Source organism: Alphaproteobacteria bacterium (assembly GCA_035625915.1).
Classification (GTDB): domain Bacteria; phylum Pseudomonadota; class Alphaproteobacteria; order JACZXZ01; family JACZXZ01; genus DATDHA01.
This window is the reverse complement of record DASPOR010000118.1, coordinates 21,523-42,172: the sequence shown is the minus strand read 5'-3', so window position 1 is coordinate 42,172 and position 20,650 is coordinate 21,523. Positions and strand designations below refer to the sequence as shown.

General features: G+C 61.6%; 15 protein-coding genes. 11 read left to right on the top strand and 4 right to left on the bottom strand.

The features are described from left to right. The first annotated feature begins 131 nt into the window (after positions 1–131). On the top strand, positions 132–488 hold the full coding sequence (locus tag VEJ16_09770; GenBank protein ID HYB09947.1) for a hypothetical protein: 357 nt from the start codon (positions 132–134) through the stop codon (positions 486–488). A 60-nt stretch (positions 489–548) separates the two neighbouring features. Here VEJ16_09770 and dusA read toward each other — a convergent pair whose 3' ends face one another. The 3 genes from dusA to VEJ16_09755 form a co-directional block, all read right to left on the bottom strand. Further along, positions 549–1,598: a tRNA dihydrouridine(20/20a) synthase DusA gene (gene dusA, locus VEJ16_09765; GenBank protein ID HYB09946.1), complete on the bottom strand. Its 1,050-nt coding sequence runs from the start codon at positions 1,596–1,598 to the stop codon at positions 549–551. Between the two features lie 91 nt (positions 1,599–1,689). Further along, positions 1,690–2,715 carry a hypothetical protein gene (locus tag VEJ16_09760; protein ID HYB09945.1) on the bottom strand — a complete coding sequence of 342 codons (1,026 nt, stop codon included), beginning with the start codon at positions 2,713–2,715 and terminating at the stop codon, positions 1,690–1,692. Between the two features lie 23 nt (positions 2,716–2,738). After that, on the bottom strand, positions 2,739–4,433 hold the full coding sequence (locus VEJ16_09755; GenBank protein HYB09944.1) for a thiamine pyrophosphate-binding protein: 1,695 nt from the start codon (positions 4,431–4,433) through the stop codon (positions 2,739–2,741). A 350-nt stretch (positions 4,434–4,783) separates the two neighbouring features. On the opposite strand from VEJ16_09755, the gene VEJ16_09750 reads away from it, so the two are divergent. The 8 genes from VEJ16_09750 (at position 4,784) to VEJ16_09715 (ending at position 15,427) form a co-directional block, all read left to right on the top strand. Beyond that, a complete protein-coding gene (locus VEJ16_09750; GenBank protein HYB09943.1) occupies positions 4,784–6,343 on the top strand; it encodes a DegQ family serine endoprotease in 1,560 nt (519 codons plus the stop codon). Between the two features lie 128 nt (positions 6,344–6,471). Continuing rightward, positions 6,472–7,152, top strand: a complete 681-nt coding sequence (locus tag VEJ16_09745) for a response regulator transcription factor (protein HYB09942.1) — start codon at positions 6,472–6,474, stop codon at positions 7,150–7,152. A gap of 94 nt (positions 7,153–7,246) precedes the next feature. Continuing rightward, positions 7,247–8,662, top strand: a complete 1,416-nt coding sequence (locus VEJ16_09740) for an ATP-binding protein (GenBank protein HYB09941.1) — start codon at positions 7,247–7,249, stop codon at positions 8,660–8,662. A 272-nt stretch (positions 8,663–8,934) separates the two neighbouring features. Then, the gene (locus VEJ16_09735) at positions 8,935–10,806 is read left to right on the top strand and encodes a feruloyl-CoA synthase (GenBank protein ID HYB09940.1); all 1,872 of its coding nucleotides are present in this window, start codon (positions 8,935–8,937) and stop codon (positions 10,804–10,806) included. 68 nt (positions 10,807–10,874) lie between these two features. Next, positions 10,875–12,095: an acyl-CoA dehydrogenase family protein gene (locus VEJ16_09730; protein HYB09939.1), complete on the top strand. Its 1,221-nt coding sequence runs from the start codon at positions 10,875–10,877 to the stop codon at positions 12,093–12,095. Between the two features lie 19 nt (positions 12,096–12,114). Beyond that, positions 12,115–12,594 carry a cupin domain-containing protein gene (locus VEJ16_09725; protein ID HYB09938.1) on the top strand — a complete coding sequence of 160 codons (480 nt, stop codon included), beginning with the start codon at positions 12,115–12,117 and terminating at the stop codon, positions 12,592–12,594. Between the two features lie 25 nt (positions 12,595–12,619). Next, on the top strand, positions 12,620–13,753 hold the full coding sequence (locus tag VEJ16_09720; protein HYB09937.1) for a CaiB/BaiF CoA-transferase family protein: 1,134 nt from the start codon (positions 12,620–12,622) through the stop codon (positions 13,751–13,753). A gap of 195 nt (positions 13,754–13,948) precedes the next feature. After that, positions 13,949–15,427 (top strand): ATP-binding protein, encoded by a 1,479-nt coding sequence (locus VEJ16_09715; GenBank protein HYB09936.1) that lies wholly within the window; start codon positions 13,949–13,951, stop codon positions 15,425–15,427. Between the two features lie 157 nt (positions 15,428–15,584). Here the strand turns inward: VEJ16_09715 and VEJ16_09710 are convergent, their stop codons facing one another. Next, a complete protein-coding gene (locus VEJ16_09710) occupies positions 15,585–17,264 on the bottom strand; it encodes a formate--tetrahydrofolate ligase (GenBank protein HYB09935.1) in 1,680 nt (559 codons plus the stop codon). Between the two features lie 205 nt (positions 17,265–17,469). Between VEJ16_09710 and VEJ16_09705 the strand changes: the two genes are divergently transcribed. Both VEJ16_09705 and VEJ16_09700 read left to right on the top strand, forming a co-directional pair. After that, positions 17,470–18,465 carry an arginase family protein gene (locus VEJ16_09705; protein HYB09934.1) on the top strand — a complete coding sequence of 332 codons (996 nt, stop codon included), beginning with the start codon at positions 17,470–17,472 and terminating at the stop codon, positions 18,463–18,465. A gap of 94 nt (positions 18,466–18,559) precedes the next feature. After that, complete coding sequence (locus tag VEJ16_09700) at positions 18,560–20,647, top strand: hydantoinase/oxoprolinase family protein (GenBank protein ID HYB09933.1); 2,088 nt, start codon at positions 18,560–18,562, stop codon at positions 20,645–20,647. The last annotated feature ends 3 nt before the right edge of the window (positions 20,648–20,650 follow it).

The window sequence follows — 20,650 nt, the reverse complement described above, 5'->3', positions numbered from 1 at the left end:
GGTTTGGAACCTGTGCTATAAGCTCGCCCTTCGGGGCATGGGACGAAGCCGAGTGCCGTCGGGAGGGTCGGTACGGCACAATCCTCGCACATCCGGTCAAGGGTGTGCGGTTCGAAAGGAGTTCGGCACCCATGGCGCGACAGCTTCCAGAGTCACTTGGCGGGCAAGCAAACGACAAAGCCGCCGAGCATTCGATGCGACACGCAGCGCTGCTAAAGTCCCTTGAATATCTTTATTTCGAGGCCTGCTCAGCGAAGAATTCATTGGTCGCGACGTTGATCGGGGCCGCGGTTGAAGCGCTCAAAGACGATCTTGCGGCAATGAGTGGCGTCACGCGCCCTGTGGCGGCAACGGGCACAATTCACATCGTCGACACATCGATCCCGCGGATGCTCGTGGATGACGACCAGTTCCCCGATGACGACATGTGGGAAATTGAGGACGAAGACGAGAGCGACGGCGAAGACGAAGACGACCGTACAAATTGAGCAGCACTTGCATGTCGGGCAAAACCGGCGTTGAAGAGACCGGACTTTCGTGAACGCCTGTCAGGCTGCACTCGGTACGATTAGCGTCGTTGCCGCCGACCCGGTCGTTGCGGGGAGTATGTCATCCGCGATCAGAGACAGCGCGGCCACGACGACTTCCTGTCCGGCACCACCGCGGTGCGCTTCGGTGCTCAAGTGACGGCGCCATGCGCGTGCGCCTGGAACGCCTTGGAACAGACCCAGGATATGCCGTGCAATCGAGTTGAGCGGGACGTCCCGCACGCGGCAGCGCTCGATGTACGGCACGAGATTCTCGATGACCTCGCGGCGGCTCGGCGCAGGCGCTGACTCGCGAAAGAACCGACGGTCGAGCGACGCAAGCATGTAGGGGTCTCGATAGGCGGCACGGCCGATCATCACACCGTCGACCAACTCAAGCTGCGTTTCCACCTGGTCGAGGCACTCGATACCACCATTGAGCACAATCTCGAGGCCCGGATTGTCGGCCTTCAGCCGATGGACGATGTCCCAGCGCAGCGGCGGGATCTCTCGATTTTCCTTGGGGCTCAATCCTTGGAGCCAAGCCTTGCGGGCGTGGACCGCAAAGCTCCGACATCCGGCATCGGCGAGGCGGCGAACGAAGGCGAGCAACTCGACATACGAATCGTGCGCGTCGACGCCGATCCGGGTCTTGACGGTGACCGGCAGCCGCGTCGCCGCGATCATGGCCGAAACGCCTTTGGCGACAAGCGACGGCTCCGTCATCAAGCATACGCCGAATTTGGCCGACTGCACCCGGTCGCTCGGGCAACCGAGATTGAGATTCACTTCGTCATAACCGAATTCCTCCGCGATCCTCGCGCACGCCGCGAGTGCCGCTGGCTCTGAGCCACCCAATTGAAGCGCTAACGGATGTTCGGCAACATCGAAAGCCAACAGCCGATTGCGGTCCCCATGCAGGATCGCGCTCGTCGTAACCATCTCGGTATAGAGAAGGACGCGTCGACTGATGAGCCGGAGGAAATATCGGCAATGCCGATCCGTCCAGTCCATCATGGGTGCGACGGACACACGGTGGCTTGGTCCGATCCGATGCTGCAACTCGCTCATGGCGAGAGCTTTACACCGGGCGAGCTGCAAAAATCAAACAGGAGAGGAACCCGATCTGCAAGCGAGGCCGCACTTGCCCCGCATGTCAGCCTCATTGGCGAGGCTCGAAGATGTCTACCTTGTTCGCCTGGTCCCGATAGACGTAGAGGTAATGGCTGTGCGGATCGAGCGTGAGTGCCCGCACTTCCGCATCCGATGGGATCGAAGCGACAAGCGCGGCTCGATCGATGTCGATTGCCGCGACCTGCCCGGCGCGGTCGGCCGCGAAGGCGTGACGCGTGCCGGAATCGATTGCGATCGCGCCGATTTCGCCTTTGAGCGCCACCTTGCCGAGTTCCTTGCCCGTCTTCGCATCGACGACGGCCACGAACTTGCCGACAGTTCCGGCAATCAGGCGTTCTGACTTTGGATCGTAGGCAACGCTCGTAATGCGCACGGCGTCAGCGACCTTCCAAGCGCGCTCCGACCTGCGGCTCATCGGATCGATCACCTCAATCCTGTCATCGATCGGCTGAAAGATGAGGTCCTTGGAGGCAACGTATATTCCCCGTCCGAGCGGTTCCTTGACAGGGGCAGGCTTTAGCTTGACGCCCGCGAGGTGCTTGAGGCCGCCGCGCCCGACCGCCTTGTAGACTGTGATCTCGCCGCCGGAGGCAGCGATCCAGAGAGCACCGTTCTTGGTATCGAAGTAGACATTGTCGGGCTGCTGGCCTACGAGCTTCAGCGACGTCGCCTTTTCTAGGGAGCGCTTGCCGACGACGGCCGTGGCGTTTGCAGCGGTGTCGGCGATAAATGCGTAATGCTCGCTGAAGCAAATACCGGAGGGATTTTCGATGCCTTCAACGACCTGGCGCACGGTGTTCGCACCGGTTTCGATCACGACGACGTTTTTAGAGGGGGCTTGTGCAACCCAGACGGTGGCGGTTTCCGCATCGAACGCGATCTGCCCTCCAACACCGCCGCGATCGCCTGGAAGATCGATCGTTTTGACGAGCCTGTAAGGACCGGGCGAACCGACCGGGGCCGAGCCAGGGGCTTGCGTTTGCGCGCCGGCCGACGCCGAGGAGAGAGCAACAACAATTCCGGCGGCTCGCGCCACTGCCGCGATTGCACGCATTGTGCCACGCATGTCGTTTGGCCCTAATTCGATTTGGTCTTTGCCGCGAGCGATGCGGCGCGGATCTTGCTTAAGGTCGTTCGCGTCGAGATCGCTTCGGCGTCGAGGCGCAATTCGATGAGCGCCGCCCGTCCGCATTTCTGCGCGCGCTCCATCGCAGCGGCGAAATCTTCGGTCCGCCCGATCGTCTCGCCGTGTGCGCCATAGGCTCGCGCCAGGGCGGCGAAATCGGGATTCACGATGTCGGTTCCGCTGACACGGCTCGGATACTCGCGCTCTTGGTGCATGCGAATCGTGCCGTACATCCCGTTATTCACGACGAAAAAGATCGGCTTGGCGCCGTATTGGACCGCGGTGCCGAGCTCCTGCCCATTCATCTGGAAGCAACCGTCGCCGGAAAACGCGAGCACGGTACGGTCCGGACAGGCAATTGCCGCCGCAACGCCTGCGGGCACGCCATAGCCCATCGACCCGTTCGTGGGCGCAAGCTGCGTGCCGTAGCGACGAAAGCGCCAGAAGCGATGGACCCAACCGGCATAATTGCCCGCACCGTTCGTGACAATCGTGTCCGGGGGAAGCTGGTCACGCAGGGAAGCGACGATTTCGGCAAGCTGCAGAGCGCCGGGATTTGAAACGGGCATCGTGTATTCAAGATAGTCCTTGTGCGCAGTCTCGGTACTTGCCGCCCAGACGGCCGAATCGACGGGCTTCAAGGACTTCGCCGCTGCGGCAAAGGGCGCCATTCCCGCGTTGATGGGCAAATCCGCCTGATAGACGCGCCCGAGTTCTTCCGCCCCCACGTGAACGTGCACAAGCTTCTGCTTCGGCCGCGGAACATTGAAAAGCGTATAGCCGCCGGTCGTCATTTCGCCGAGCCGAGGTCCGGCTGCGATGATTAGATCCGCGTCTTGAACGCGCGCGGCCAGCTTTGGATTCGGGCCGATGCCGAGGTCGCCCGCGTAACAGGGATGCAAGTTGTCGAAGCGGTCCTGGCAGCGAAAGGACGTCGCCGCCGGAAGTTTGTTCGCGTCCGCGAAGTTCATGATGTCGGCGACCGCATGGGCATTCCAGGTGCTGCCGCCCAGAAGCAGCATCGGCCGATTCGATGCGGCGAGCATGTCCCGCAGCTTCGCCATGTCGTCCGCGCCCGGATGCGCCTGAACGCTTTTGTAATGTTGGGCATCGGCGACCGCGGCGGGTTCGCGGAGCATATCCTCGGGCAAAGCGAGGACGACAGGGCCGGGTCGCCCCGAGGTCGCAAGCGCGAAAGCATGGGCCACCATTTCCGGTATGCGGCCGGGATCGTCGATCTGCGCGACCCATTTCGCGAGCTGGCCGTACATTCGGCGATAGTCGATTTCCTGGAACGCCTCCCGCTCCATGTCACCACGCGACACTTGCCCGATGAACAGGATCATCGGCGTGGAATCCTGAAATGCAGTATGGACTCCAACGCTCGCGTTGGTGGCGCCGGGTCCACGCGTCACGAAGCAGATGCCCGGCCTGCCCGTGAGCTTGCCGTAGGCATCCGCCATGTAAGCCGCACCCCCTTCCTGGCGTGCGACGATGAGCCTGATCCGGCTGCGTGCATCGTAAAGTGCATCCAGCACGGCAAGGTAGCTTTCACCCGGAACGCAATATGCCGTGTCGACGCCGTGGAACTTCAGCTGGTCCACCAAAATCTGTCCGCCGGTGCGCATCGTCGGGCGCTCGCTCATTCTTGCCTCATCTCTCGCGGCCGCAGCCATTCGCGCGCCTAGAGGTAACGCCCGAAGTCGGTATTGTCCACGGGCATCGAGTGGGCCTACCGAATTTATCTCTGAGCGCCCCTTTCGCCCCGTAATCGCACCGGCGCTCGCGCGACGGCGTCGCCCCGACTGGTGCATAGCCTGTCAAACAAATTTTTGAGGAATGGGCCATAATAATTTGAAATACATAACAAAAATATCTTACGAATCTTTAATGCGCCAGCCACTGTCAGGTAAGCTCCCTTCGGCATATTTAACGTGCATCTCTCTCCGTGGCGCCGCTGCGGTGTATTTTTGGTTTGTATCCTATGGAGAAAACAATGAGCCTGCCTTCAAACGCCGACAACGTCGTGAAGCCCGGGCTTCGCGGGCCCGGCCGGTGGCGCAAGCAAAGTGCCGCTAGCAGCCTGATCTTCGGCCTGATTGCCGCTACCTTCTTCCTTGCTCCGGCGCTGGCGGCCGAAACGCCGACGAGTTTCGCTCCACTTGTGAAAGACGTGGCACCGGCGGTCGTCAATGTCTCGACCACCCAAAAGGTCCAGGGTGGTCCGATGATGGATTTCCCCTTCCAGGACCTGCCTGAGGATTCACCCTTCCGCGATTTCTTCAAGCGTTTCTTCAATGGCCCAAATGGCCCAAATGGCCCGATGGGACCCGGCGGTCAGGGTGGGAACGGTGGCGGACGTACGATCGAGCAACATTCCCTCGGATCCGGATTCATCGTCGATTCTTCCGGCTATGTGGTGACCAACAATCACGTGGTTGGCAAGGCCACCGATATCGACGTCACGTTGACGAACGGCAAGACCTACAAAGCCAAGCTTATCGGGCGCGATCAGCGTACCGACTTGGCACTTCTCAAGATCAAGGCCGATGAGAGCCTCCCGGCCGTGGCATGGGGCGACAGCGACAAGGCGCAGGTTGGCGATTGGGTCGTGGCGGTCGGCAATCCCTTCGGCCTCGGCGGCACAGTGACCGCGGGCATCATTTCGGCGCGCGGCAGAGATCTTCACGAGGGGCCTTATGACAGCTTCATTCAGACGGATGCCGCCATCAACCGCGGCAACTCGGGCGGCCCGATGTTCAACATGGACGGCAAGGTAATCGGCATCAACAGCGCCATTTACTCGCCAAATGGCGGGAGTGTAGGCATCGGTTTCGCGATCCCGTCCTCCATTGCCAAGCCCGTGATTGCCCAGCTCAAGGAGCACGGCTCGGTCGAGCGCGGCTGGCTCGGCGTGCAGATTCAGCAGGTGACCCCCGAGATGGCCGAAAGCCTCGGCCTCAAGAAACCGGAAGGTGCGCTCGTCGCGAGTCTCACGAAGGACAGCCCGGCGAAGAATGCCGGTCTCCGACAGGGCGACGTGATCGTCAACTTCAACGGCACCGACATCAAGGACATCCGAGACCTTACCCGCGCCGTTGCCGATACCCGGCCGGGAACGCAAGCGCCGGTAACCGTATGGCGTGACGGCAACGATAAGGACTTCCGCGTCGATATCGCGAAGGCGCCCGAGACCAACGTCGCGGAAGACGAGGAACAGCCTCAGTCCGCCGCACCCGCGGCCGAGGAGACCAAGGTGCCGTCCCTCGGCATTACGCTTGGCGCGTTGACCGGCGACGCACGCAAAGAGCTGGGCCTCGGCAGTGACGTAAAAGGCGCTCTTGTGACCGACGTGGACGACAGCGCTCCCGCCGCCGAACAGGGTATCAAGCCCGGCGACGTGATCGTCAAGGTTGGCCAGGAGCAGGTCGATTCGCCGAAGGATGCGGCCGAACGCATCGCCAAGGCGAAGAACGCCAATCAAAAGGCGGTTCTGGTGCTGGTGAATCGGCGCGGCAACGAACTCTTCGTGGCACTTCCCTTCGTGCCAGCGTGAGGGTGTTCGAACGGATCGGGCATCGCAGCACTCCAACTGCGATGCCCCTTCCTTCGGGCCATGCCGTTCACCGAGGCCAAGCCCTCCGTGCGATTGGTGAAACCCGCAATAATTGGTAGCTTTCCACCATGCACATCCTAGTCATCGAAGATGACGTCGACGTCGCCGATTACCTCGTAAAGGGCCTCGCGGAAAGCGGCTACGTCGTCGACCGCGCATCGGATGGGCGCGACGGCCTTTTCCTCGCGCTTGGCCAAAGTTACGACGCCATGATCGTCGATCGCATGTTGCCCGGGCTCGATGGGCTGTCGATCGTCCAGACATTGCGGGCGCAAGACAATCGCACCCCTGTCCTGATCCTCTCGGCCCTTGGTCAAGTGGACGATCGTGTGAAAGGTCTGCGAGCGGGTGGTGACGATTACCTGACAAAGCCATACGCTTTCTCGGAGCTGCTCGCTCGCCTTGAAGCCATACTTCGGCGCGGTACCGGCGAACCAGGCGACCCGAAGCTCCGCGTCGGCGATCTCGAGATGGACCTTCTAACGCGCGCGGTTAAGCGGGCGGGCAGGTCGATCGAACTTCAACCACGGGAATTCAAGCTTCTCGAATATCTTATGCGCCATGCGGGGCAGGTCGTTACGCGTACGATGCTGCTCGAAGGTGTGTGGGACTATCATTTCGACCCTCAAACAAACGTGATCGATGTGCATGTCAGCCGCCTGCGCCAAAAGATCGACAAGGGGTTCGATCATCCCCTCCTCCACACGATACGCGGTGCTGGCTACAGCCTTCGTCCGGAAACCGCATGACTTCATGAGCACGACTTCGAGCGCGCGCCGGCACTTCTGGGCAATAAAAATCGGCAAGCCATGAAGGACCGTGCGTCATGAAGGCCCACGCACCATGAAGGCTGGCCGAATATTCCGCACGTCGACGTTTCGCCTTACGTTACTCTATCTGGCCCCGTTCGGAATCCTAGTATTCGTGCTGTTCGCCGTCCTCTATTGGGCGACGCTCGGCCTCATCGACTCTCAGACCAATGCGACCATCGAGGCCGAGGTGCGCGGTCTTGCCGAACAATATGGCGCGCATGGCCTCGACCGCCTGGTCCAGGTCGTGGCAGAGCGAAGCGGGCCAAACGGCGAAAAAGGTGCAGTCTATCTTTTGACCGGACCCGATCTCCATCCGCTCGCCGGCAATCTTGACGCTTGGCCCGAAACCCGGAACACCGTGTCGCGCGACGGTTGGATCAATTTCGAAATCGACCGCAGCAGCGGGGGCAACGCCACGACCCGTCAGATTCGCGCCAAAGTATTCCGAATCGAGGGCGGCTTCCGCCTCCTTGTCGGTCGCGATATGGCGGAGCGTGCAGCCTTTCGCGCCGTGATCGCCAAGACGCTGACAATTGCCCTTGGCATTGCGATGGCGCTCGGTGTCGCCGGAGCACTCTATTTGAGCCGCATGCTTCTCGCTCGGGTCGAGGCGGTCGCAGAGACAAGCCGCACCATCGTGCGCGGCGATCTCGCGGGTCGCGTACCCTTGCAAGGAAGCGGCGATGAGTTCGACCGGCTCTCGACAAGCCTCAACGAGATGCTCGACCAGATCGAGCACCTCATGACTGGCATGAGGGCGGTCACCGACAGCCTTGCGCACGACCTGCGCAGCCCCCTCACCCGCCTCAAGGGCCGCATCGAAAACGCACTCCGCAGCCAGCCCGACGGTCCGCACTATCGAGAGACACTCGAACGGGCGAATGCGGATGTCGATGCGATACTCGCCACATTCAACGCACTGCTTTCGATCTCGCAAGCCGAAGCGGGTGCTGCGCGATCGAGCATGTCGCGCGTCAATCTCGGCTCGATCGCGCAAGACGCTTTCGATCTTTACGAGCCCCTTGCCGACGAGAAAGGATTGACGCTCAAACCCGAGATCGAGGCGGACACCTTCATCATCGGCCACGCCCAACTGCTTGCCCAGAGTGTGGCAAATCTGCTGGACAATGCGATCAAATGCACGCCGCAGGGTGGGACGATCACCCTCACGGTTCGTCGCGGACGGGACAGGTCGGCACTGGTTATCGCCGACACAGGCCCCGGTATCCCGGCCTCCGAACGTCAGCATGTGCTCGAACGCTTCGTGCGGCTCGACGCAAGCCGCAGCTCGCCAGGCAGCGGACTTGGGTTGAGCCTTGTCGCGGCGGTAGCACAACTCCACAGAGCAGCACTGCGCCTCGAAGACAACAACCCCGGCCTCCGCGTTACCTTGGAATTCGAGGCGACCGCCGGCGAAGACGAAATCAAACCGCAGGCGGTTCCGTAGGTCGATAACCGCCGAGCAGAAACAGGAAATCGATGCAGCGAAATTTGAGGATAGCGCCCGTCGAGGACTCCGACGATATATCGGGAAGCGTTGCAACGATCACGGCCTCGAACACGCCCAAGCCTCTCGATCAATAAATTGTTATCCGTTGTGGCGCTCGGAGCCGCTTATTCCGGCACTCGACATTAGGAGGAGGCTGGGTTGAGATAGGCCGAGATAAGATTGCGATACAGCGACGCGAACCGAAGGCTTCTTCGGGAGAATCGGTTGCGATGGCGAAACCGCCGTTCAAGGCTTTGAATCTGGCGCTCCCCGAGATCGATAGCCGCGCACTCCCGGGCGGCGGACTCCTGCTCCGCGCGCGCAGCGAATTGAAACCTCATGCGCGCATGGTTGGCGAGTACTTGCGCTATTGGGCGAGCGCCGCACCTTCGCGATGCTTTCTCGCGGAGCGCAGAGAGGACGGGCGTTGGCGTCGTGTCGGCTATGCCGCGGCCCTCATTGCGGTCGAGCGCATTGCGGCCAGCCTGCTTCGTCGCGGGCTCGACGCGGATCGTCCGGTGGCCATCCTTTCCGACAACGGGATCGATAACGGCCTTCTCCAACTCGCCGCGATGCATATCGGGATCCCGGCGGTACCGGTTTCGCCCGCCTATTCCCTGATTTCGCGGGACGGCAGCCAGCTCAAATACGTGCTGGCGCTGATCGAGCCCGGCCTGGTCTACGCGGCCGATGGAATGAAATTCGCAGGCGCCATTGCCGCCGCGGTACCCGACTACGTGGAACTCGTGACAAGCGTCAATGAGCCGCCGGGGCGAAGGGCAACGCCGTTTTCCGACCTCCTTTCTGCCGCATCGGACGAGACGGTCGGCCGACGCTTTGCGGAAGTCGGCCCCGAGACCGCGGCCAAGGTACTTTTCACATCGGGCTCGACCGGAAAGCCCAAGGGCGTCATCAACACACAGCGCATGCTCTGCTCGAACCAGCAGTCGATCGCGCAATTATGGCCCTTTCTCGAGGAGCGCCCACCCGTGATCGTCGATTGGTTGCCTTGGAACCACACTTTCGGCGGAAATCACAATTTCAACCTGATCCTCCGGAACGGCGGCACTCTCTACATCGATTTCGGCAAGCCTGTCGGCAGGCTGGTCGAGACCACGGTCCGAAATTTGCGCGAGGTGGCGCCGACCGCCTATTTCAATGTGCCGCGCGGCTACGACATGCTGATCCCATATCTCGAGCGAGATCGGGAGCTGCGCGAGAATTTCTTCCGCGATCTCGACATGATGTTCTATGCAGGTGCTGCATTACCCCAACATCTCTGGGAAAAGCTCGAGCGGCTTTCGATCGAGGCAATCGGTGAGCGCGTCGTCATGCTGTCCGCCTGGGGATCGACCGAAACGGCGCCAAGTGCGACCAAGGTGCATTTTCCGACCGAGCGCGCCGGCGTGATTGGCTTACCCGGACCCGGCACGGAAATCAAATTGGCGCCGGTCGGCGCAAAGCTGGAATTACGGGTCAGAGGTCCCTGTGTGACGCCTGGATACTGGAAGCGGGATGACCTGACGGTCGGCATGTTCGATGAAGACGGATTTTTGAAAATGGGCGACGCGGGCAGGCTCGCCGACTCTCTCGATCCCTGCAAGGGCATCGTATTCGATGGCAGACTCGCGGAGAATTTCAAGCTCAGCACCGGCGCGTGGGTCAACGTGGGGGATCTTCGCACAGAGGCGATCACGGCGGGCGCACCCGTCATCCAGGATGTTGTCGTGGCTGGCCACGACCGGACCGAGATTGGCTTGCTGATCTTCCCCAACGTCGCGGGTTGCTGCTCGGTCTGCCCGGATATCAAGGGCGAGGCACCGCTTGCCGAGCTCGTCGGACGACCCGAGATTCGTCGCCTGCTAATTTCAAGATTCGAGTCGTATAACGCCACCAACAATTCGAGCAGCCGGCGAATAGCCCGCGCGATCCTTCTGATCGACCCTCCCTCGATTGACGCGGGGGAAATCACGGACAAAGGCTACATCAACCAGCGCGCCGTCCTCGAACGGCGGGCGAGGACGGTTGAGCGTCTCTTCGACGGCGCGCCGGATGTCGACGTCATTCGGCTTGACAGGGCGGCGCTGACCGTACCTCGATGAGCGAAGCCTTGGTCTTGCGTGCCGAACCGATACCCGCTTGACTGTCCCGCTATCGAAGAGGTTGAAAAATGACCGCCCGAGCCACCTCGGATGAAGTCGAATTGGTTGGGCCTCCTACGTCGGCACCCGCCCCCGCAAGCCTCGAGGAGATCGCGCAGGTTCGCGACGCCGTGGCGGCACTCTGCGCCGACTACCCGGGCGAATATTGGCGCGCACTGGACCGGGACCGCGCATATCCCACCGCGTTCGTCCGCGCCCTGACTGAAGCCGGCTTCCTCGCAACGCTGATCCCCGAAGCCTATGGCGGGAGTGGGCTCGGCATGACGGCCGCGGCGACGATCATGGAGACGATTCACCGCAACGGTTGCAACGGTGCTGCCTGCCACGCCCAGATGTACACAATGGGAACGATCCTGCGGCACGGTAGCGCAGAACAAAAGGCGCGGTGGCTACCGCAGATCGCGAAGGGCGAACTTCGGCTGCAGGCGTTCGGCGTCACAGAACCCACATCGGGCACCGACACACTTTCGCTCCGCACGACGGCGGTGCGCGAGGGCAATCAATACGTTGTGAATGGGCAAAAGGTTTGGACCTCGCGCGCTGAACATTCCGATCTCATGCTGTTGCTCGCGCGCACCACACCCAAGGAGCATGTCAAGAAGCGGACCGAGGGGCTCTCGGTCATGGTGGTCGACATGCGGGATGCGATCGGCAAGGGCCTCGCCATCCGGCCCATCCGCACCATGATGAATCATGCCACGACCGAAATTTTCTTCGACGATCTGCGCGTGCCGACGGAGAATCTGATCGGCGTCGAGGGGCACGGCTTTCGCTACATCCTGGACGGCATGAACGCCGAACGAATCCTCATCGCATCGGAATGCATTGGCGATGCACGCTGGTTCATCGAGAAAGCAAGCCGATATGCGCGCGAGCGCGTCGTGTTTGGTCGGCCCATCGGACAGAATCAGGGCATTCAATTCCCGATCGCGCGCGTCTATGCGGAGAGCGAGGCCGCAGCGCTCATGGTCGAGCGCGCGGCAACGCTTTACGACCGGGGCGAACCTTGCGGGAAGGAAGCCAACATGTCGAAGCTTCTTGCCGCCGACGCATCCTGGCATGCCGCCGACATGTGCGTGCAAACGCATGGCGGTTTCGGGTTTGCCGAGGAATACGACGTGGAGCGCAAATTTCGCGAAACGCGTCTTTATCAAGTGGCGCCGATATCGACCAATCTCATACTCTCCTTCCTCGCCGAGCATGTTCTCGGCCTACCGCGTTCCTATTGAAGCCGACGGAGACCTCGCAATGCCCCAAACCTTGAAACCGCCCGCGGCCGATCCGGCCACCGTGCCCGTGCGCACGGGATCATCGCTCCCAGAGCAATTCCGCCAAGCCATCGCCAGTCGACGCAAGCGCCGCATCGGTGACGCGGTCGGCATCACGCAATATGGCGTCAATCTCGTCGACCTCGGCCCAGGCGACATGTCGTCGCAGCGCCATTGGCACGAGGTCGAGGACGAATTCGTCTACGTGCTCGAAGGCGAGCTCACGCTTATCACGGATGAGGGCGAGCAAGTTCTCGCGAGCGGACACTGTGCGGGCTTTCCGGCCGGTAAATCGAGCGGCCATCATATGATCAATCGAAGCGCCAAGCCGGCACGCTACCTCGAAATCGGCACGCGCGTGAAAGACGACGTCGTTCACTATTCCGACATCGATCTCGACCTCAAAGTCGTCAACGACGCCGAGCATTGGACCGACAAGAAGGGCAAACCATATCGATGACGGCGCTTTCGGCCGGAGCCAACGCATGACCAAGCCACTTTCCGGCCTTCTCGTCGTATCGCTCGAGCAGGCGGTGGCTGCGCCCTACTGCAGCGCCAAGTTCGCCGATGCGGGTGCGCGCGTTATCAAGATCGAACGCATCGAGGGCGATTTTGCCCGCCATTACGACAAGTTCGTTAAGGGACAATCGACTTACTTCGTGTGGCTCAACCGCGGCAAGGAGTCGCTCGCACTCGACGTGAAGAAGCCGAAGGACGCCGCACTTCTCCATCGCATCCTCGCAAAGGCGGATATTTTCATTCAGAACCTGGCGCCCGGTGCGGCAACACGTGCGGGGTTCGGTTCAGAGGACCTGTGCGAAAGACATCCCCGCCTCATCACGTGCGACATTTCGGGTTATGGCGAGGACGGACCTTACCGCGACATGAAGGCCTACGATCTACTCGTGCAGGCGGAGAGCGGGCTTGCCTCCGTCACGGGGCCTCCCGAAGCTCCAGGCCGGGTCGGCGTGTCGATTTGCGACATTTCGACGGGGCTCACGGCCTACGCCGCAATCCTCGAAGCGCTGCAGGAACGGGAGCGGACAGGACAGGGTGCGCGGCTTGCCGTTTCGCTTTTCGATGTGATCGCAGATTGGATGTCCCCGCTCCTCCTTCAGTATCATTATACCGGGGAAGCCCCAAAGCGCGTGGGCATCGGCCATCACTCGATCGTGCCTTACGGAGCGTACGCGACGAAGGGCGAACCGGTGGTGATTTCGATCCAGAACGAGCGCGAATGGCGTTCCTTCTGCGAGGGCGTAATCGAGCGTCCCGAACTTGCCGATCACGCACTCTACGGCGATATGTCCCGGCGCAATCTCAACCGCAAATCGCTCGATGCGGAGATTGCACCGCGATTCCTGTCGATCGAGCGCGTCGAACTGATCGAACGGCTCAAGCGATTCGGAATTGCATTCGGCTCGCTCAACTCAATCGAATCGGCGGCACGGCATCCACAGCTTCGGAGGATTTCCGTGCAATCGAGCGCAGGCGGAATCGACCTCATCGCGCCGCCCGTGCGTCGCCCGGACCGGCCGGATGGACCGCTCGGCAGGATACCCGAGGTCGGCGAACACAACGATGCAATTGAGCGCGAGTTTGCGGACGAGAAGCAGTAAAGCGGGCTGTCAGCCGAGGGCGGCAAGTCTATCGTAGGGCCCGCGTCACCATGGCTTCGACAATTTTGTGCGCATCTGTCGCTGCAAACCCGCCAAAGGTTGAGCCGTAAGTGATATATTTGCCGGCGACAACAGGTTCGCTGCGGCTAGGGGGATGCTCGCAGCAGTTGCATTGCATCCTTGGAGCATATTCGCTTGCAACTCAGCCTGATCGCCATCTTCGTCGATTTGACGACCCATCTGGCGGTTCTTGTTTCCGTCATGGTCATCTATTCGTTGCTCGCGCGGCGGATGGAGAACCTGCCTGAGTGGGGACGCGCGGCCGTCGGCGGAACAATATTCGGGCTCGCCGCAATATTCGTGATGCTGACGCCGATCGAAGTAAACGACGGCGTCTATTTCGACATGCGATCCGTCATTTTGGCATTGACCGGGCCCTTCGCCGGCCCCGCCGCAGCCGTGGTCGCCGCGTTGCTCGCCGTGGGATATCGGTTAGCCCTGGGCGGTATCGGCGTATATCCTGGCGTTGTCGGAATTTCATTGGCGTCGCTGTTAGGCATAGGCCTTTCGGCCTATGCGTCGCGTCGGCGGATCGAGATCGCCTATCGACATCTTGGCCTGCTATCGCTCCTCCTCGTTCTGCACGGCGTTATTATTATTTCACTACTGCCGGGCTGGAGCTATTTCCGGCAGACGTTTCAAATTTGGGCGCCCGAACTGCTGATTTTCACTCCGATCGGCACGATCCTTCTCGGCGGCCTCCTGATTCACGAACGCCGACGCCACGAACTCGAGCGCGCCCTCGCCGAGAGCGAGGAGCGGCTGCAAGACTACGTGAACCAGATCGAGCTTTCGAAGGACCGCCTCGAGGAACAAAGTGCAGAGCTTGCCGCCCTTGCGGAGGATCTTGCCGCGGCCAAGCAGCGCGCCGAGCAAGCAAGTGGGGCCAAATCGCAATTCCTTGCCAACATGAGCCACGAGCTGCGAACCCCACTCAACGCGATCATTGGCTTCTCCGACTTGATTCGCGAAGAGGCCTACGGCGCCCATGCCGACAGGCGCTATGCCGAGTATGCGGCAATCATTCACGACAGCGGCAATCACCTGCTCGACCTCATCAACGATATCCTCGATTTCTCGAAGGTCGAGGCCGGTCAGCTCATGCTCCACGAAGAGCGTTGTGAAGTCGCCAAGATCATCGAGTCGTGTGCGCGCATGGTGCTGGCACGTGCGGCGCGTGGAAACGTGACGCTGCGCTCGGTCGTTCCACATGGACTGCCCGATTTGCGCGCGGACGACAGGCGCTTGCGCCAGATCGTTCTCAATCTCGTAACGAACGCCATCAAGTACACGCCCGCCGGCGGTCGGGTGGAGGTCTCGGCTGGAATCGATTTGGCGGGGAACATGGAGATTTCGGTGAGCGACACCGGCGTTGGAATCTCCGATGCCGACCAGGCAAAGGTGATGGAAGCGTTCGTGCAGGTCGACAGCGAGCGCAATCGCAGTATTGAGGGCACCGGCCTCGGCCTTCCGCTCACGCGCCGGCTCGTCGAGCTTCACGGTGGAACACTGTTCCTCAAGAGCAAGCTCGGCCACGGGACGACCGCGACGGCGCTCTTTCCATGCGAGCGGATTGTCGTCGGGCCAGTCCAGGCAAAATCGGCCTCGGGTTAGCGCCCACACGTCAAACCCGACCCCACGCCTCACATGAGGCAAACGTTGCCGGTGTGGGCGCGCAGGCCGAGGCGTGACACTCTGACGCGCAGCGGCTTTATCCCTTGTCCACGCCCTCCCCTTGGCTCCGACACGAAAGTCGGGGCGACACCCAAATTTAAAACAGCCCTTCGACCTGACCCTGTTCATTGACGCGGATCTTGTGCGCCGCGGGTTCGCGAGGCAATCCCGGCATGGTCATGAGCTCGCCGCAGATTGCGACCATGAACTCCGCACCACCCGCAAGCCTAACTTCGCGGATCGGCACGACGTGGTTCGACGGCGCACCTTTGAGCTGGGGATCGGTCGAGAAGCTGTACTGGGTCTTGGCCATGCAAACGGGATAATGACCGAAGCCGGACTGCTGGTAGTCCTTGATCTGATCGCGCACACGCTGATCTGCAATGATGCCCTGCGCGCCATAAAGCGACTGGGCGATTGTACGGATCTTGTCCCAAAGCGCCATATCGTCGGGATAAAGCGTCTTAAACCTTGCCTTCTTCGCCTCGACGATCCGGACCACGGTTCGTGCAAGCTTCTCCGTGCCCTTGCTTCCCTCGGCCCAATGGCTGCAGCGAATGGCCTCAACGCCGATCTCGCCGCATTTCTGCCTTATGAGCTCATGCTCGGCGTCGGTGTCCGAGGTGAACCCGTTGATCGCGACGACGGCCGGCACACCGAACTTACCGACATTCTCGACGTGACGCGCGAGATTGGCGAAGCCCTTCTCGAGTGCTTGGAGGTTCTCCTTGCCGAGGTCTTCCTTGGCAACGCCGCCATGCATCTTGAGCGCGCGCACCGTCGCTACGATGACCGCCGCTGAAGGCGAGAGTCCCGCCTTGCGGCACTTGATGTCGAAAAACTTCTCCGCACCGAGATCGGCGCCGAAGCCCGCCTCCGTCACCACATAGTCCGCGAGCCTGAGGGCCGTGGTCGTCGCCATGACCGAATTGCAGCCATGCGCAATGTTGGCGAATGGGCCGCCATGCACGAAGGCGGGATTACCTTCCAGCGTCTGCACGAGATTGGGCTGAAGCGCGTCCTTGAGCAGGACCGCCATTGAGCCGTCCGCCTTGAGCTGACTTGCGCGCACCGGCTTGCGATCCCGGGTTTGGCCGACGATGATGTTGCCAAGCCGATGCATCAGGTCATTCATGTCCTTGGCGAGACAGAAGATCGCCATGACCTCGGACGCGACCGTAATGTCGAACCCATCTTCGCGCGGGAACCCATTAGCCACCCCGCCAAGCGATGAAACGATTGAGCGAAGGGCCCGGTCGTTCATGTCCATCACGCGCCGCCAGCTTATCCGGCGGACGTCGATGTTGAGTTCATTGCCCCAGTAGACGTGGTTGTCGATCATGGCGGCGAGCAGGTTGTTGGCCGAGGTAATGGCGTGGAAATCGCCGGTGAAGTGGAGATTGATGTCTTCCATCGGCACCACTTGGGCATAACCCCCGCCCGCCGCCCCGCCCTTCACGCCGAAGCAGGGACCGAGGCTCGGCTCTCGGAGGCATATGGCCGCCTTTTTCCCGATCCGGTTGAGGCCGTCGCCTAGGCCAACCGTGGTCGTGGTCTTTCCTTCGCCCGCAGGAGTCGGCGTAATTGCCGTGACGAGAACGAGATTGCCGTTCGGCTTTGACGCGAGCTTTTCGACGAAATCGAGGCTGATCTTTGCCTTGTAGTGGCCGAAGCGGAAGAGCGATTCGGAGGGGATGCCGAGTTTCTGACCGACAGCTTCGATCGGCTCCATGCGCGCTTTTCGCGCGATCTCGATATCGCTTTTGACTTCGGCCATTGGGGTCTCCCTTGGATTTTCGCGGCGACACGCGCGGTGACTTCGTGTTTCGGGCTGGTATACAAGAGACCAGTAGGTTTATCACCTCGATTGCCGATTGACGAGAGGCTATCGGGTCATGTGCCCGAATTTGGGCTGGCAATACAGCGCATTCATTCGGCAAGATCAAGCAACGCCAGGGTTTGCGGCGAAAGGACGGCTGGTGATGGTCAACCACCCGGTTTCAAGGGAAATCTTCGATCCGAGACTGTTTCGCCCCACTCGTTCGTTTATGGCCGCACCCAACCGTTACGATCTCACGGGTGCTAAGGCCGCGATCCTGGGCGTGCCGTTCGATTGCGGCATCCATCCCACGCGAATCGGGGCGCGGCTCGGGCCGAGCGCCATTCGTGAGCAGTCCGCCCTTGTCCGCCCCTACCAACCGCCCCAGGCCGATTTCAACCCGATCGAGCGCCTCGGCGTCGTCGATTGCGGCGACGTGAACGTGACCCCAAGCCTCGTGCTCGACGCCTTCGAGAAGATCGAGGACGCAGTCTCTCGCATCGTCCAGGCGGGTGCCGTGCCAATCACGATGGGGGGCGACGGGGCGGTGACCCTGCCGCAACTCCGGGCCTTGCATCGCAAATACGCGGACCTCGCCGTGCTCCACATCGACGCCCATACCGATACCTATCCCGGCGAAGGCGAAGCGCTCGACAAATACAATACCGCGACGACTTTTACGCGTGCAGCGGAGGAAGGTGTCCTCGATCTCGGCCACGCCATCCATATCGGCGCACGCGGGCCGACATCCGAGCAGCATGTGTTCGAATTCACGCGCCAGTTCGGCTATGAGTTGATCGACGGGGTCGATCTTTACCAGCGCGGGATCGCGGCTACGCTCGTCCACATCCATGAGCGGCTCGCCAGCCGGCCGGTCTATCTGTGCTTCGATATGGATTTCTTCGACCCGTCTTGTGCGCCGGGGGTTTGCACGCCCGCGTGGGGCGGGGCCACGGCGCGCGAGGGCTTGCAGCTTCTGCAGGGACTCGCGGGCCTGAACATCGTGGCAGCCGATGTGAATACCGTAAGCCCGCCCCACGACGTGGGCGGAATGACCGCGTTTCTCGCCGGTACGGTGGTGCTCGAATGCCTCACCCTCGTCGCCCGCTCGCTCAATCTCACGAACGAGCCCACTCCCCCGGCCCGTATCCGCCGTTGACACGACCGAACGCACTGAGCACTCTTGCCGCCACAGTGACACCGCAAACGAGCCGGACGGGCGGCCTTCCGCGTCCGGCGGAGGGCAGGGCTTGATGGATGCGAAAGACGGCGCGCGACTTGGCGTGGATATCGGCGGCACTTTCACCGACGTCGCCCTCGAGGTCGCCGGCAAGCGCTACACCAGTAAAATCCTTACGACGACGCAGGCCCCCGAGGAAGGTGTCCTCGAGGCCGTGCGCTTGGCGCTGGCCGAAGCCAAACTTGCGCCTGCCGCACTCGGTGTCATCATCCACGGGACGACACTTGCGACCAACGCCCTGATCGAGCGCAAAGGCCCGCCGACCGCCCTCATCACAACCGAGGGTTTTCGCGACGTGATCGAAATACGGCACGAAAACCGCTTCGAGCAATACGACGTGAACATCGATCTCCCGCCCCCGCTCGTCCCGCGTCGCTGGCGCCATGGGGTGAAGGAGCGCATCGATGCTCAGGGCAATATTCTTGCGCCCCTCGACGAAGCCTCGCTCTCAAGCGCGCTCGAGAAAATCGAGCAACAGGGCATCAAAAGCATTGCAGTCGGCTTTCTGCACAGCTTCACGAATCCGGTACACGAGCGCCGCGTGCGCGACGCCATCGCAAAGCGCCTGCCCGGCGTCACCGTGACGCTCTCCTCCGAGGTCTCACCGGAGATGCGCGAATATGAACGTTTCTCGACGGCTTGCGCCAATGCATATGTGCAGCCGCTAATGGGACGGTACCTTCGCAAGCTCGAGGACGGGTTGAGGGCAAAGGGGTTTCGTTGCCCGCTTTTCCTCATGTCATCGGGTGGAGGTCTCACGACTGTCGAGACCGCAATTCGATTCCCCGTCCGGCTCGTTGAATCGGGTCCCGCGGGTGGGGCAATCTTTGCGAGCCACATCGCGAATCTCTGCAACCTCGACAAGGTCATCTCGTTCGACATGGGCGGGACGACCGCCAAGATTTGCCTGATCGACAACGCCAAGCCCCAGACAAATCGCCTTTTCGAGGTTGCACGCATCTATCGCTTCAAGAAGGGGTCGGGCATCCCGCTCCGGATTCCGGTGATCGAGATGGTGGAGATCGGTGCTGGCGGCGGGTCGATCGCGCGCGTCGACGCGATGGGGCGCATCGCGGTCGGGCCCGACAGCGCAGGCTCGGAGCCGGGACCCGCATGCTATGGGCGGGGCGGCAGTGAGCCGACCGTGACGGATGCGGACCTGCTCCTCGGGCGCATCGACCCTGGCGCATTCGCGGGCGGCAAAATGAACCTCGACCAACCCGGTGCGGAGGCCGCCGTGGTGCACCACGTCGGCGAAAAGCTCGGCCTTGCCACCGAGTTCGCCGCCCTCGGCGTCAGCGAGATGGTTGACGAAAACATGTCGAACGCCGCTCGCGTGCATACGATCGAGAGCGGAAAGAACGTGGCTGACCGTACGCTCATTGCATTCGGCGGTGCGGCTCCGCTTCATGCCGCGCGGGTTGCGGAAAAGCTCGGGCTGAAGCGCGTGCTCGTGCCGACGAGCGCCGGTGTGGGCTCCGCTGTCGGATTCCTGCGCGCACCCATCGCCTACGAGATCGTGAGAAGCCACATCCAGCGCCTCGGTACCTTCGACGCCGGCCTCGCCAATCGCATTCTCGCGGAGATGCGCGCCGAAGCTGAGGCGATCGTGCGGCAGGGCGCGGGAACGAAAGCAAAGCTCGAAGAGCGTCGCGCTGCCTTCATGCGCTATCGCGGCCAAGGCCACGAGATTTCCGTGCCGCTTCCCGCGCGCGATTTCAACGCGGACGACAAACCGGTCCTGCTCGCTGCATTCGAGGAGGCCTATCGGCAGCTCTACAGCCGGGCCATCCCCGGGGTCGAAGTCGAGATCTTGAGCTGGGTCACGGTCGTCAGCGCCCCCATCGACGAGGTCCGCGAGACTCCGTCCAAGGCTCAGGCGGGATCGCCCAGCCCGATTTCGCGACGCAAGGTCTTCGATCCTGCTTCCGGGGAATATCAGGAGGTACCGTTCTATCGCCGAGAGTCGATGAAACCCGGCTGGACCGTTCCCGGTCCGGCTGTGATCGAGGAAGACGAGACATCCACGGTCGTAAGCCCGGTGTTCGACGCGCGGGTCGACGGGTTCGGCTACATTGAACTCACTCGCCGTACAGGGTAGGTT